A 13,667-nucleotide genomic window follows, 5' to 3' on the forward strand; every position below is an offset into this window, starting at 1 on the left:
GCCCTCTTTGTATGGTAACCTGTGGTACAGGTAATCAACGATGGTCAGTGGCTGGCTATGGCAGCTATTTGTGGTGTTGCAGGTGCTGTTTCCAGTTGTGCCAGTTTGGACAGGAACAATTGCAGTGCCTGGCGTTTGGCGGCATCGAGGTTGTAATCGATGTAGCGGGTATAATAAGCATGCAGGTCGAATACGGGATAAGGCGTGGTGGCCACCACACTGGGGATACAGTTGACCCCGGCTGCATTGGCCTGGTTGAAGGATTCAACGAAATCAGCGGGCAATGGTTTGTTGCTGACCCAGGCAGCAAATACAAAAGGAAGTCCGGTCATTTCCTTCCAGGCTTCGCCGAGGTCATAGACGTACTTCGATTTGTTGCGTTGCTCCAGGGCACGGTCGCCGATCACGACACCGCCCGTAGTACCCTTGATATCCGCCCGGTAGTCGGTACGTGTATCCACCAGTTTGGGGGTAACCTTCCAGTGTTCGCGCAGCAGTACTTTGGCCAGGGCCACCGACGTGCGGCTTTGATAGTCCAGCAATACGGTGTCGATCTGCTCCACCGGCACCTCGCTAAAGAGGCACACGGAGGCCACCGGGCCATCACAGCCGATACAATAATCCGTATTGATGTGGTATTCTTTGAGCTGGGGGATCACGGCTACCGGTACCAGCCCCATATCGATCTTGCCTTCCAGCAGTAAACGGGCCACATTGGCAGGATAATCTCCGATCAATTCCAGGTCATTCATCACCGGCGACTGATTCAAACCATAAATCAACGGTTTGGTATTCAGATAATTCACGATTCCAACCTTAATCTTCTCCAATTCATTTAATTTTACGGCGCAAAGGTAATAGAATATTGATATAACAACTGTTCATGGAATTACACGCACTGACAGCCATCTCTCCTATCGACGGTCGCTACCGTAACCAGGTACAGCACCTGGATGAATATTTCTCTGAGTTTGCCCTGATGAAATACCGGGTATTGGTAGAAATTGAATATTTCCAGTTCCTGGCCGATAAGAAATTCTTTTCATTGACCGCTCCGGTGCGGAAAGCGCTTCGGGAAATGGCTGAGAACTTCAGCCTCGACGACGCTTTGAAGATCAAAGAAACTGAAAAGATCACAAACCACGACGTGAAGGCCGTCGAATACTTCATTAAAGAGCAATTAAAAGCAGTCAACGCCGAGAAGGTGTCGGAGTGGGTTCACTTCGGACTGACTTCCCAGGATATCAACAATACGGCCATCCCCCTTTCGTGGAAGCAGGCCATCGAGTTCGAATACCTGCCCTCTATCCTCAACCTCAACCGGCAGCTGGAGCTGCTGGCGGATGAGTGGCGCGATATTCCCATGCTGGCCCGTACCCACGGACAGCCTGCTAGCCCTACCCGTCTCGGCAAAGAGATCCGGGTATTTGTAGAAAGGCTCGAAAACCAGGTAGAACAGTTTATTTATATACCCTTCACCGCCAAGTTTGGCGGCGCAACCGGCAATTTCAACGCCCACCAGGTGGCCTATCCCAACAAAGATTGGGTCAAGCTGGGCAATGATTTCGTAGAAGGCGTGCTGGGACTGCAACGTCAGCAGTTCACCACCCAGATCGAACATTACGATTTCCTCGCCGCGCATTTCGACGCGATGAAGCGCATCAATACCATCCTGCTCGATTTCTGTCGCGATGTATGGACTTATATCTCGATGGACTACTTCAAACAGAAAACGAAAAAGGGAGAGATCGGTTCTTCGGCGATGCCGCATAAAGTGAACCCCATCGATTTCGAAAATGCAGAAGGGAACCTGGGTATCGCCAATGCGTTGCTCGAGCACTTGTCATCCAAACTGCCCGTGAGCCGCCTGCAGCGCGACCTGACCGATTCTACCGTGCTGCGCAATATCGGTGTTCCTTTCGCGCACATCATCCTGGCCATCCGTTCTATCGAGAAAGGATTGAGCAAGCTGGTGCTGAACGAAGAGCGCATCGAAACCGACCTCGACAACAACTGGGCGGTTGTAGCAGAAGCTATTCAGACCGTATTGCGCCGTGAGAATTATCCGCAGCCGTATGAAGCGCTGAAAGAGTTGACGCGTGGTAAGAACGGGATCAACAAGCAGTCCATGCACCAGTTTATCGATGGACTCAAGATCACGGCTACCCTGAAGAAGGAACTGAAGAAGATCACACCGCATAACTATACGGGTACCAATCCCAAATAAGTTTGCTGGAAATATTCGTGAGAGCCCGTCGAGCAATCGATGGGCTTTTTTTATGGCTCTCCCACACCCCGCTTCCACCAGAGCATTTTGCCTTTGCGGGCGTATTGTTCAAAATTGTTCTTGACGAGTACTTTGATTGAGGCGGCGTTAGCGGCATCGGTTTCGGCGAGCAGGGTCTTCACTTGGGGGCGCAGGCTGCACCAGTTGACCATGCCGGCCACGGCTTCGGTCATAAAGCCCTTGCCCTGGTGAACGGGCATGGTGCCGTAGCCAATTTCGATCTCGCCGGCGCCCGTGGGTTCCCCTTTAAAGCCCAGTTCTGCTACGACCAGTTTACTGGCTTTTTCTACCACCACCCAGAAAGTGTAATACAGGTAATTGTCGGCCGTAGCGCCGGCCATTTGCGGAATGGTGAACCGCTCTACCATCGCTTGCACGGCGGGCGATACGGTGCGGCCGGTACAGGTAAGCCCTTGCGCCTGTTCAAACAGGTCATTGGCCCGCAGGTACAGGTGCAGTTGCTCTTCGTTGAGCGGACGTATCAGTAAGCGGGTTGTCTCCACCATGTCGTTATTTTAAGCAGTATTGGAATAACCATGCCAGGCATGATCATTTACAATGCGTTATCGTTGCTTGAAGGTCCGGGTATGGCGCTCTACCGCTTAGTGGTTGTACCCCGCAGATGCCCGCAAAGGCACCAGCGCATTTGCATAAAAAAGCGGTTGATGCTTACAAGATAAAGCATCAACCGCTGTTGTGTGTATAGGTTTTGGGAAAATCGGTATTAAACCGTTTCCTTGTGGATCTCGCTCGTAAAGTGGAACTCGATATCCGGGTTGTTCTGGCGCTCCGTGTTCAGGAACCATTCGCTTTGCGCCAGGTACACCAGGTGGCCATCCTTGTCGGTGGCGGTGTTGGCACCTTTAAAGCGGGCGAAATCGTCCAGCTTTTTAGCGTCGTTGCTCGTAATCCAGCAGGCTTTGTAGAAAGGCTGTGCCCTGAACTCGCAGGAGGCGCCGTATTCCTGCAGCAGACGGTACTGGATCACCTCAAATTGCAGTTCACCCACGCAACCAATGATCTTCTTGTTGCCGCCAAACTGGGTAAACAGCTGGGCTACCCCCTCGTCGGTCAGCTGTAATAAGCCTTTTTCCAATTGCTTGGTTTTCATCGGGTCTTTGTTGACTACCTCTTTAAAGATCTCCGGTGAGAAAGACGGTATACCCGTGAAATAGAAGTTCTCACCCTCTGTCAGCGTATCGCCGATCTTGAAGTTGCCGGTATCGAACAAGCCGACCACATCGCCGGGGAAGGCGGATTCGATCACGTCTTTGTCGCGGGCCAGGAAGGTGTATGGGTTGCTGAAACGTACGTCTTTGTCGAGGCGTACGTGGTGGAAATATTTGTTGCGCTCAAACTTGCCCGAGCATACCCGGAGAAACGCGATCCGGTCACGGTGCTTGGGGTCCAGGTTGGCGTGTATCTTAAAGACGAAGCCGGAAAACTTGTCTTCATCCGGGCATACTTCCCGCGCCGACGTGGGGCGGCAAAGTGGCAAGGGGGCAATGCGGATAAAGGTATCCAGCATTTCCTTGATGCCGAAGTTGTTGATGGCGCTGCCGAAGAAAACGGGCGCTACCTGTCCGGCCAGGTAATCTTTCACGGAGAGGTCGCCATGAACGCCGTCTACCAGTTCTACATCATCCCGCAACAGGGCAGCATCTTTTTCACCCAGGCGATCGTCGAGTACCGAGTCTTTCAGGTCCGAAATGCGGATGGCATCTTCGTCGTTGGCCTTGGTATTGGCCGTGAACAGTTGCAGACTTTTATCGTACAGGTTGTAAACCCCTTTGAAGTCCTTACCGCTGTTAATGGGCCAGGACATCGGGTGCAGGTGAATGTTCAGTTCTTTTTCGATCTCTTCGATCAGGTCGAAGCGGTTTTTGCCGTCGCGGTCCATCTTGTTGATGAACACGATCACCGGGGTGGCGCGCATGCGGCACACTTCCATGAGGCGGCGGGTTTGTTCTTCCACCCCGTTTACGCTATCCACCACGAGGATAACGCTGTCTACCGCGGTGAGGGTGCGGTACGTATCTTCTGCGAAGTCTTTGTGACCGGGGGTATCGAGCAGGTTGATGAGCATGCCGTTGTATTCGAAACTCATCACCGAGGTGGCTACCGAGATACCACGCTGGCGTTCGATCTCCATGAAATCACTCGCCGCGAATTTCTTGATCTTGTTGCTTTTTACCGCGCCGGCCGTCTGGATGGCGCCACCAAACAACAGGAATTTTTCGGTAAGGGTCGTTTTACCGGCATCCGGGTGCGAAATGATGGCAAAGGTTCTGCGTTTCTGTATCTCGTGCTGATATTTCATTCAATATATCGGGTTAGTCTGTTTGTGCAATGATTATCATTGGCTTAGTTGGCCCTTTGCCGGGCAGCCAGGGCATACCGGAAGCCAAAAAAACCGTGCAAAGGTACCAAAATAGCGGCAGATTACCCGGAGTCTTCCGGGTAGTGAGCGCGCATGTTATAAGGTTTAAGCACCTGGAATGTATGCGTACTGTATGGGGGAGTACATCCACCACCCTTTCGGCGTACATTGTTGGTGGTTAAAACAGGGTCACCGTCCAGGTACGGGTAAAAGTTTCTTTGGGGTTGAGCTTGTTAATGCCTTCTTTTTCTGTTAGTTGTTGGGAGGTGTCGACGCTGTCGGCAATGCCGCACCACGGTTCCAGGCAAACAAAATCGGCGTTTTTCGCCGCCCAGATGCCAAAGAAGGGGAAGCCGGGGAAGTCCAGGTCCAGGCCGTGGTTGCTTTGCTCCGAGCGCAGCGAGATGCGAGACGATTTCAGCCCTTTCAGTACCAGGGCGTCTTTCTGGAACAGGGCCTTGGTCAGCGGGAGCTTTTGGGTATTCTGCAGCAAAGGCTGGGAATTCGTTTCAATGAGGCCATCTGGCGAAATGGGCCAGCGGGGCGCCGTTTCCTCGCGCTCGAAGGTGAGTTCATAATCGTCGTATTCGGTATCGTTGGTCAGCGGCACCCGGAAGGCGGGGTGGGCGCCTACGGAGAAATACAGGTACTCTTTAGCGGGGTTCACCACTTCGTAGGTCACGGCCAACGTAGCGTCGACGGCGGTATAGCGGATGCGAAATTCAAAGGCGAAGGGGAATACCTTCAGCGACTCTTCATGGCTTTTCAGCAAAAAGGTGATGGCGTCGGTCGATTGCTGCTCCACCGCGAACTGCTGATCGCGGGCAAAGCCATGACGCGGCAAGGTATAGGACTGCCCGTTGTACTGGTACTCGTTATTTTTCAGGGAGCCTACTATGGGAAACAGTACGGGCGAGTATTTGCCCCAGAAAGCGGGATCGCCGCTCCACATATATTCCTGGTTGGTGGATTTGAGCACGAGGTTCGTCAGTTCTGCGCCTTTCGGATTGATTACTGCCTTGATGCCGGGACTTTCGATGGTGAACATGGTTATTGATTTCGGATGTTGAATGATTGTTGATCATGGAACGATGAATGGCGAATTTCGGACAAGCGTAACAAATTCCATCCATTGACTACCAATTAAATAATAAACGTTTCCTGGTTAACAGGATTACCTTAAATTTGGTTCATGCGTCGCGTATTTGAAATACTGGGCAGTAGCCTCAACCTTACCTGGCAGGAATTCAAATCCCATAAAGTGCGCACCCTCCTTTCCCTGAGTGGTGTAGCTTTTGGTATATTCTGTATCATCAGTGTGCTGGCTGCGGTCAATAGCATGGAGTATGCCGTGCAGAAAGACATCAAGGCCCTTGGTTCCAATACCGTCTATATCGACAAATGGGAATATGCCGATGGTGGCAACGACTATCCCTGGTGGAAGTATGTAAAACGTCCCGATCCCTCCTTCGATGAAATGCTGATGCTCAAGAAAAAGGTGCCGGCAGCCGCTAACGTCGCTTTCAACATCAGTACCACCAGCACCCTCGAAGTGGGTGATAACAGCATCTCCGGCGTCAACTACTATGGTATTTCTGAAGAGTTCTCCAATATACAACCCATCGAAATTCAGCAGGGCCGTTACCTGCAGCAGGCCGACTTCGACTATGGCACCAATGTGTTTGTTATAGGTTATGAGGTGGCGGTCAACCTGTTTGGCAACCCCGAAAAAGCGGTGGGTCAGCTGGTGAAGATGAAGGAAGGCAAACGCGGCCTTGTGGTAGGATTGATCAAGAAACAGGGTAAAAGCATTATCGGTGGCTGGGAGTACGACAACAGTATCCTGATGCCGGTGGCCTTTATGCGGCAGATGGTGCGAGAGAAGAACAGCAACCCCGTGATCATGGTGCAGGGTAAAGAGACGGTACCTATGGCGCAGCTGAAAGACGAACTGGCCGGTGCCATGCGGTCTGTGCGCAAATTGAAACCTACGGAAGACAATGATTTTTCCCTGAATGATATCGATGCCTTCAGCAGTTTTGCCAGCGACATCTTTGGCAATATCAACAAAGGTGGCTGGGCCATTGCGGCGCTGTCGCTGGTCGTAGGCATGTTTGGCGTCGCCAATATCATGTTCGTAACGGTACGCGAACGCACTTCGCAGATCGGTCTTAAAAAGGCCATTGGGGCCAAAAGCAGTACCATCCTCACCGAGTTTCTCCTGGAGTCGGCCTTCCTGTGTATCATGGGTGGCCTGTTGGGCGTAGCGGGCGTATTCCTGCTTACCCTGGCTTCCTCCGCGGTCGGGTTCCCCGTCTTCATTGCGCCCAGCATCCTGGCGCTGGCCATCGGCATTTGTGTGCTGGTAGGGGTACTGGCTGGTATCATCCCCGCCTCCATCGCGGCCAAGATGAATCCTGTAGAAGCCATCCGCAGTAAATAACGGTTTGTTGAGTCCTGGCCTTTCCCGGCCGGCCTTTGCTGTCCAGCAAAACGGTTTGCCCGTTGTGGTGTATCTTTGCGTGCTTTTTTCATATCTACAAACAAGCAGCATTGTCTATCCTTATACTCGCCATAGAATCTTCTTGTGATGAAACCTCGGCTTCGGTATGCCGCGACGGGGTTATTCTCAGCAATGTGATCGCCAGCCAGAAAGTGCACGAACAATACGGTGGTGTGGTACCCGAACTGGCTTCCCGGGCCCATATGCAAAACATTGTGCCGGTGGTCGACAAGGCCATGAAAGATGCCGGTGTTACGATGGCTGAACTTAATGCCATTGCTTTTACCCAGGCCCCCGGCCTCATCGGTGCGTTGCTGGTAGGCGCCCAGTTTGCCAAATCGCTGTCGCTGGCGTTGAATATACCTTTGATCGCCGTGCACCATATGCAGGCGCATGTGGTGGCCAACCTGATCCCTACTTCGACCAATGGTCAGCCCGATCCCAAACCCAGCTTCCCGTTCCTTTGTCTCACGGTGAGTGGCGGACATACACAGATCGTATTGTGCGAATCGCCATTGCAGATGACGGTGATTGGCGAAACGATGGACGATGCGGCCGGTGAAGCTTTCGACAAATCGGCCAAGATATTGGGCCTCCCTTATCCGGGTGGTCCGCTCATCGATAAATATGCGCGGGAAGGCAATGCCAAACGCTTTGCATTCCCCGAACCGAAGATCCCCGAGCTGAACTTCAGCTTCAGCGGTCTCAAAACGGCCATCCTGTATTTCCTGCAGGAAAACAAGGCGGCCGATCTGCAATTCGTGGAGAAGAACCTGGCAGATATATGTGCATCGATCCAATACCGCATCATCACCATCCTGCTCAATAAGGTGAAGAAAGCGGCCATCCAAACGGGGGTGAAGGATATCTGTATCGCTGGAGGTGTATCGGCCAATAGCGGACTGCGCAGCATGCTCACCGAATGGGGCCAGCAGTTCAAGTGGAATACTTATATACCCGCCTTTCAATATTGCACCGACAATGCGGCGATGATCGCCATGACGGCTTATTACAAATACCAGGCAGGCGCGTTTAGCGAGTTACGGGTGGAACCTACAGCCCGGGCCGAATGGTAAGCGGTAGGGCCGTGGAGATTACCCGGTGCTGGTCCGTAGGGTAACGGATAAAAATGGGTACATTTACTCATGGGTATAATGGGTCAGCCTGTTATCTTTATTCCAGCAACCAACTTCCAGCCAATCCCGCACTCCCTATGGATCTCTTTCGGCAATGACTCTCCATCGATCATTAAACCTGATGCCGCAAACCACCCATAACGCCTATGGCCAATAGTTACTTTCAGTTCAAGCAATTTACCATACACCAGGATCAATGCGCGATGAAGGTTTGTACCGATGCCTGCATATTGGGTGCCTGGTTTGCTGCCAAGATTCCCGACTATTACAATGTACTCGATATGGGCAGCGGCACCGGGCTGTTGATGATGATGGTGGCGCAGCAATCGCAAGCGGAGGTGCATGGCATCGAGATCGACCTGGCGGCCTACAAGCAACTCAAAGAGAATGTGAGCCAGAATGGCTGGAAGGACCGGCTGCGCGTGTTTCCCGGTGATGTACGTACGTTTTCTTTTCCCCGCAAGTATAATTTCATTATCAGCAATCCGCCTTTCTTCGAAAACGACCTGCCGTCGGATGCCGATGCGGAGCAGGTGGCCAAGCACAGCAAATTGCTGAAGCTGGAAGAGCTGGTGCAGGCGATCGATGACAACCTCGATACGGAAGGCAGTTTTGGCGTACTACTCCCCTATCAACGCTGGACTTACTTTCACGAACTGGCCATCAGGCAGGGCTTTCACCTCGTGGAGAACCTGCTGGTGAAGCACACACCGAAACATCCTTACTTCCGTTCCATTCTTCATTACAGTCGGCATAAGGAGAATTTTGCGCCCGAGTTTGAGCTGGTGATCCAGCAAGAAGAAGGCGGCTATACCGATGACTTTACGGAGCTGTTAAAGCCGTATTACCTGTATTTGTAATTATTGCGGATGGTAGCCTGACTGTTGCAAAAAGCCGTCCAGGGCTTGCTGGTCTTCCAGGTCCAGCTCGATAATGTCGGCAATTGCCTGCCTTTTGTTGGCAGCTTGTTGGTAGTAGGACTTGCAGATCGCATAACCGATGAAATATCCCAGGTCGGCCACGGGCACGTCTTTTCTTCCTCCATTATAGAGCCAGTTGCGGGTACTGGTGCCGTGCATCTCCAGTTTAAATGTTTTCCATAATTCCTTTTCATGCATCCGGCCGTATTGGAGGTACGGGTGCTGCAATGTTTTTCCCGTGAGTAATTCAGCAATGAATTCGCAGGCGCCTTCGGCGATGCAGAAGCCGAGGAGGTTTGATGGGCGATCGGTTTCCATATCGCCGCCTTTTTGTTGTGTATGGGTAATCTCGTGGGCGATGAGGGGGGCGATGCCTTTGTTGGTGCGAAAGAAACCTTGCAGCAGGGGTACCAGGCCGGTGGCGTCGACGGTGCTGTCGGCGGCCACGATCTCGGTGCCCAGTAACACGCTATTGGTGGTCGTGGTGCCGCCGGTCTCCAGGTAACCGATCAGGAAATAGATGTCGGGCTTGCGGAAGGCGGGATAGAGCTGTTGGTATTTTTTGAACAGCCCATCGATCGTCCGTTTTTGTTGCAGGGCCTTGGAGGTTTTGGGGCGCACAGATTGCCAGAATTGAGGGTGGGCGTCGATCGCCTGTACGAAACGGTCGGCGGTCCAGCCCCGTTTAGTGGCGAAATCTTTCAGTCCCTGGCTGCCCGGGTCGAGGTAGCGCTGCTGGATGATGCTGACGCGCCTGGCGGAGTCTTTTTCGGCTAGTACCAGGTCGTAAGCAAGCCAGAAATGTTTGACGTCGCTGGTATGGATGGCGGGTTGGGAAAAGCCGTTCAGGAATAAGCCGGATATCAGCACAAGGAGAAAGCCAGGTTTCATGTCGGGGTTGTTTTCCCACTAAACGATCCGGCAAAAGGATTTGTTACAATCCGGCGGGCGGGATTGCCTGGCCATACATAATCGTACCTTTGCGGTTCAATCACTAAATCTCCGGTTATGTGGCAGAAGGTTTGGAGTATTCTCCGCAAAGTATTGCTCCCCAAGAAGAGTTGTTGTAAATAAGAGCGTGTTGCCGCTGCCGGTGTCTTTGCCGGCTATGCGGGTGGCTACTGCAGGTTTAATTATTGGTTTTCTCCGACGGTTGTTGGATAACGGGTATTTGAACGGCAACGGCCGGTTGTTCGATGTCGATGGTGTAATTGTTTTTCCTGAAAAACGAGCGGATCAGCGGCACGTTGACGCGTTGGTGTACGTGCAGCAGGTTGAGGTGCTGGATCTTCTTGTCGAGGAAGAATTGGAGAATGGCGTTCATGGCGTGCTGGAAGGGCGCTTCTTTAAGGGCGTCGTAATAGAGCCAGCAGGCGCGTTGGGCCGTGCTGTCGAGCTCGAGGAGGATATTGAGGTTGGGTTGGGTGCTGCCGACGAGCAGTTGCAGCACTTCGGGTTTTTTATCGTTGTGTTTGTCGGGAATGGAGGACATCACGAAATAGCGGTCGAGGCAGTAGGGTTTTTCGTAGGCGAGCAGGTCGATGCGCCATTTCTTCATAAAGTTTTTACCATAGTCTACTTCCAGGCTGGTGATGCATTGAGCGATGATGTCGGTGCCAGGCAGACTGACGTTTTTCTTTTTGAGTTGATTGATGTTCCAGGCAACCTGCTTGTAGGCTTTGATTGCCGGTATCTGTTCCGCTAATAGGGCGAGTCCAGACTTCTTATTGTCCATAGTGTAATTTAAAAGGTCAATATCCTGCATCATGGCAATACAGTTCCGTTAAATAATTGAGCAAGGATACGGTTCGATGGAGTAGCATGCACATGCGGGCCGTTTGTTAGATTTTGCAGCAGGTAACAGCACCTATCGCGGTTTTTGGAACGAACTTGACTATTGATTGCCCCGACCCGGGGCTAAATATACAGTAGTATAGTGATGGAGACCGTCAACTTAAAAATATTGAAAAATTTTCATGTGGTGTTGCGAATGGTTGGATGCGGATGGAAGCTTATTTACAAGGGGCTAAAAATTAAATCATTATAATTTGGACGGAATCCGACAAAATGCGTAATATTGCACCCCCAAGATTATTGGCCCAGATGGCGGAACTGGTAGACGCGCTAGACTCAAAATCTTGTTATCGAAAGGTAGTGCAGGTTCGATTCCTGTTCTGGGCACGAGAAAAAGCCTGTAAGTGTAGACTTGCAGGCTTTTTTTATTGTTATTTACAGGCGTGACCACACTCACCTTCCCCATTGACCACCGTCAGGCAAATGGTTAAAGCACCATATTATTTTTGAGGTAGTCAAAGACCAAACGCCGATCACACCTTCACCAACGCGCCTTTGCTTTTACATTCATCCAATAAAACCTGTTTTTATGCTTCAGGTAGTCAGTTTTCCCGAAGAATTGGTCCAGGAAACCGGCAAATCGCCGGCAGTTTGTCTCGTACTGCCCTTTGAACCACAGATCCAGGAAAAATCATCGATCGATGTCCGGCTCAAAGCTATGCTTGAGAAAGCCGAAGCAAGGCTGCTTCAGCAATATTCTTATCGTAAAGCATTGCCGGTACTGGCCAGGTTGCGCCAGTTGATCAGTGAGGTGTCGTATTACAATTACAAAAAGAGCCTGGCCTTACTGGCCACGCCCTATTTGTCCCGCCTGTTGTACCTTGATTTCCCTGTTACGGAAACGATTCGTACCGGGGAGGACCTTGACATCAGGAACATCATTCGCGCAAAATCAAACCAGCCACATTATCTGGCCATGGTGGTCAATACCGATTGTCTGGATGTATACGAGGGCGATACAGCTAATCTTACATTAATCAAACACAATGGCCGAACCTCCAATAATTGGTGCCAGCAGGCCGACTGGGGCCTTGATCAACTGCTTAGGGCTTACCGTTTGCCTGTACTAATTGTTGGTCAAAAGACGGCCATCGACGTCTTCCAGAAAGCCACAGTGCACAATGAGAATATCCTGACCTATATACCTTGCCAGGAGCAGCTAAAGAATAAAGAGCAGCTGCTCAGCACCCTGCAACCTGCCTTCAATCATTGGCAAAAACATCAACAGGATTACCTGCTTCAAAAGCTGCACAACGCCCAGGCAGAGCAACTGTTAGATGTGGGCATCGACCAGGTATGGAACGCGGCCACTCACCGCAGAAGCACCTTATTGGTGGTGGAAGAAAATTTCATCAAACTGGCACCACGGGTCAATGCCACACCTTGTCGGGAAGAGTCGCCCGCCTGGCCCATCGCTGACCCACTGCAACAGTTTGACCTCGTCAACGATACCATCGAAAAAGTGCTGAAAGATGGTGGCGAAGTCGCGCTACTGCCTCCGGGTAGCCTGTCGGCATTTCAACACATTGCCCTGATCGAATCCTGTCATCACTCCGCTACCCGAAAAGTCTGAAAGTCATTAACGTAGAATAAGCGCTGCAAAGAGCAGAGCCGCCCGCCGTGTCTACGGTGGGCTTTTTAATGATGATACTCAGCCCTGAGGCTGACAGCCCTCATGGGAAATGGGGCGTCCGGACAGGTAACTTCAACAACAAATACGCAAAGATCTATGAAAAAGATAATCGTCGCGTTCGACAATATGCACTACTCTGAAGGAGTTATGAACGCCATACTTCACCTGCATCAAATGGCTCCCGTAAGCCTAACCGGAATCTTTCTTCCTCAAATGGAGTATTCCGCCTTGTGGAGTACGGAAGCAGGCGCGATGGCCGGTTCCCTGTTTGTTCCGCTTGGATCGGAGATACAGGCAGAGACGGTGCGCGAAACCATCAGCCATTTTGAAGACTTTTGTCGCAAATACCATATCAGGTATACCGTCCGCCAGGACTTCTTCGATTTCACCATGGCCGAACTGCTGAATGAAACGCGATTTGCCGATTTATTGGTGTTAGGCAGCGAGGCTTTTTATGCAGGCAAAGGCACCGAATTTATCAACGAGTTCCTGCAGGATGTGTTACACAAATCGGAATGCCCGCTTCTGTTGGTTCCTGAAAAATACAACTACCCCCAAAGTAATATAATCGCTTATGACGGCAGTGAAGCGGCAGTTTTTGCCATCAAACAGTTCATCTACCTGTTTCCTGAGTTGACCGACCGGAAAACACTCATCGTTTACCTCAATGAAGATGAAACAGCGACCATTCCACAAGAAAAGAAATTAAAAAGCCTGCTCAGCCCTCATATCGACGAATGTGCCTACCTGTCGCTACACATCGATGCACGCAAGTACCTTACGACCTGGTTGAATGAACAACAGGGGGGCTTGCTGATCTGTGGAGCATTTGGACGTTCCCTCACCTCCCAATTGTTTAAAAGAAGCTTTATAGCCGATGCGATCACCGATCACCACCTGCCCGTTTTTATCGCGCACAAATAGAGCCTGTTTGAGGCTGGGTCAGCGGAGATT

Annotated in this window: 12 protein-coding genes and 1 tRNA gene; 7 read left to right on the top strand and 6 right to left on the bottom strand. The window is 51.4% G+C overall.

Annotation, left to right across the window (positions count from 1 at the left end):
* Window positions 1-44: 44 nt before the first annotated feature.
* Entirely contained in the window at window positions 45-830 is a 786-nt protein-coding gene (locus tag P2W70_RS14645; RefSeq protein ID WP_276482228.1) for a menaquinone biosynthetic enzyme MqnA/MqnD family protein, read from the bottom strand.
* Window positions 831-883: 53 nt separating this feature from the next.
* Here P2W70_RS14645 and purB point away from each other — a divergent pair, with 53 nt between their 5' ends.
* A complete protein-coding gene (gene purB / locus P2W70_RS14650) occupies window positions 884-2,227 on the top strand; it encodes an adenylosuccinate lyase (RefSeq protein WP_276482229.1) in 1,344 nt (447 codons plus the stop codon).
* 50 nt (window positions 2,228-2,277) lie between these two features.
* Here the strand turns inward: purB and P2W70_RS14655 are convergent, their stop codons facing one another.
* The 3 genes from P2W70_RS14655 to P2W70_RS14665 all read right to left on the bottom strand — a co-directional run bounded on the left by P2W70_RS14655 (window position 2,278) and on the right by P2W70_RS14665 (window position 5,715).
* Entirely contained in the window at window positions 2,278-2,793 is a 516-nt protein-coding gene (locus P2W70_RS14655; protein WP_276482230.1) for a GNAT family N-acetyltransferase, read from the bottom strand.
* Window positions 2,794-3,011: 218 nt separating this feature from the next.
* Window positions 3,012-4,607 carry a peptide chain release factor 3 gene (locus tag P2W70_RS14660; protein WP_276482231.1) on the bottom strand — a complete coding sequence of 532 codons (1,596 nt, stop codon included), beginning with the start codon at window positions 4,605-4,607 and terminating at the stop codon, window positions 3,012-3,014.
* A gap of 238 nt (window positions 4,608-4,845) precedes the next feature.
* On the bottom strand, window positions 4,846-5,715 hold the full coding sequence (locus P2W70_RS14665) for an aldose 1-epimerase family protein (protein WP_276482232.1): 870 nt from the start codon (window positions 5,713-5,715) through the stop codon (window positions 4,846-4,848).
* Between the two features lie 144 nt (window positions 5,716-5,859).
* On the opposite strand from P2W70_RS14665, the gene P2W70_RS14670 reads away from it, so the two are divergent.
* The 3 genes from P2W70_RS14670 (at window position 5,860) to P2W70_RS14680 (ending at window position 9,166) form a co-directional block, all read left to right on the top strand.
* Complete coding sequence (locus tag P2W70_RS14670) at window positions 5,860-7,110, top strand: ABC transporter permease (protein WP_276482233.1); 1,251 nt, start codon at window positions 5,860-5,862, stop codon at window positions 7,108-7,110.
* A 110-nt stretch (window positions 7,111-7,220) separates the two neighbouring features.
* On the top strand, window positions 7,221-8,246 hold the full coding sequence (tsaD, locus tag P2W70_RS14675; RefSeq protein ID WP_276482234.1) for a tRNA (adenosine(37)-N6)-threonylcarbamoyltransferase complex transferase subunit TsaD: 1,026 nt from the start codon (window positions 7,221-7,223) through the stop codon (window positions 8,244-8,246).
* A 206-nt stretch (window positions 8,247-8,452) separates the two neighbouring features.
* Window positions 8,453-9,166: a tRNA1(Val) (adenine(37)-N6)-methyltransferase gene (locus P2W70_RS14680; RefSeq protein WP_276482235.1), complete on the top strand. Its 714-nt coding sequence runs from the start codon at window positions 8,453-8,455 to the stop codon at window positions 9,164-9,166.
* Here the strand turns inward: P2W70_RS14680 and P2W70_RS14685 are convergent, their stop codons facing one another.
* Both P2W70_RS14685 and P2W70_RS14690 read right to left on the bottom strand, forming a co-directional pair.
* Entirely contained in the window at window positions 9,167-10,117 is a 951-nt protein-coding gene (locus P2W70_RS14685) for a DUF2268 domain-containing putative Zn-dependent protease (protein WP_276482236.1), read from the bottom strand.
* A 238-nt stretch (window positions 10,118-10,355) separates the two neighbouring features.
* Entirely contained in the window at window positions 10,356-10,961 is a 606-nt protein-coding gene (locus P2W70_RS14690; RefSeq protein ID WP_276482237.1) for a hypothetical protein, read from the bottom strand.
* Window positions 10,962-11,323: 362 nt separating this feature from the next.
* Between P2W70_RS14690 and P2W70_RS14695 the strand changes: the two genes are divergently transcribed.
* The 3 genes from P2W70_RS14695 (at window position 11,324) to P2W70_RS14705 (ending at window position 13,637) form a co-directional block, all read left to right on the top strand.
* Window positions 11,324-11,407, top strand: a tRNA-Leu gene (locus P2W70_RS14695).
* Between the two features lie 202 nt (window positions 11,408-11,609).
* The gene (locus tag P2W70_RS14700) at window positions 11,610-12,653 is read left to right on the top strand and encodes a baeRF3 domain-containing protein (protein WP_276482238.1); all 1,044 of its coding nucleotides are present in this window, start codon (window positions 11,610-11,612) and stop codon (window positions 12,651-12,653) included.
* A 156-nt stretch (window positions 12,654-12,809) separates the two neighbouring features.
* On the top strand, window positions 12,810-13,637 hold the full coding sequence (locus P2W70_RS14705; protein WP_276482239.1) for a hypothetical protein: 828 nt from the start codon (window positions 12,810-12,812) through the stop codon (window positions 13,635-13,637).
* Window positions 13,638-13,667: the final 30 nt, after the last annotated feature.

Source organism: Paraflavitalea pollutisoli (assembly GCF_029360705.1).
GTDB classification, from domain to species: domain Bacteria; phylum Bacteroidota; class Bacteroidia; order Chitinophagales; family Chitinophagaceae; genus Paraflavitalea; species Paraflavitalea pollutisoli.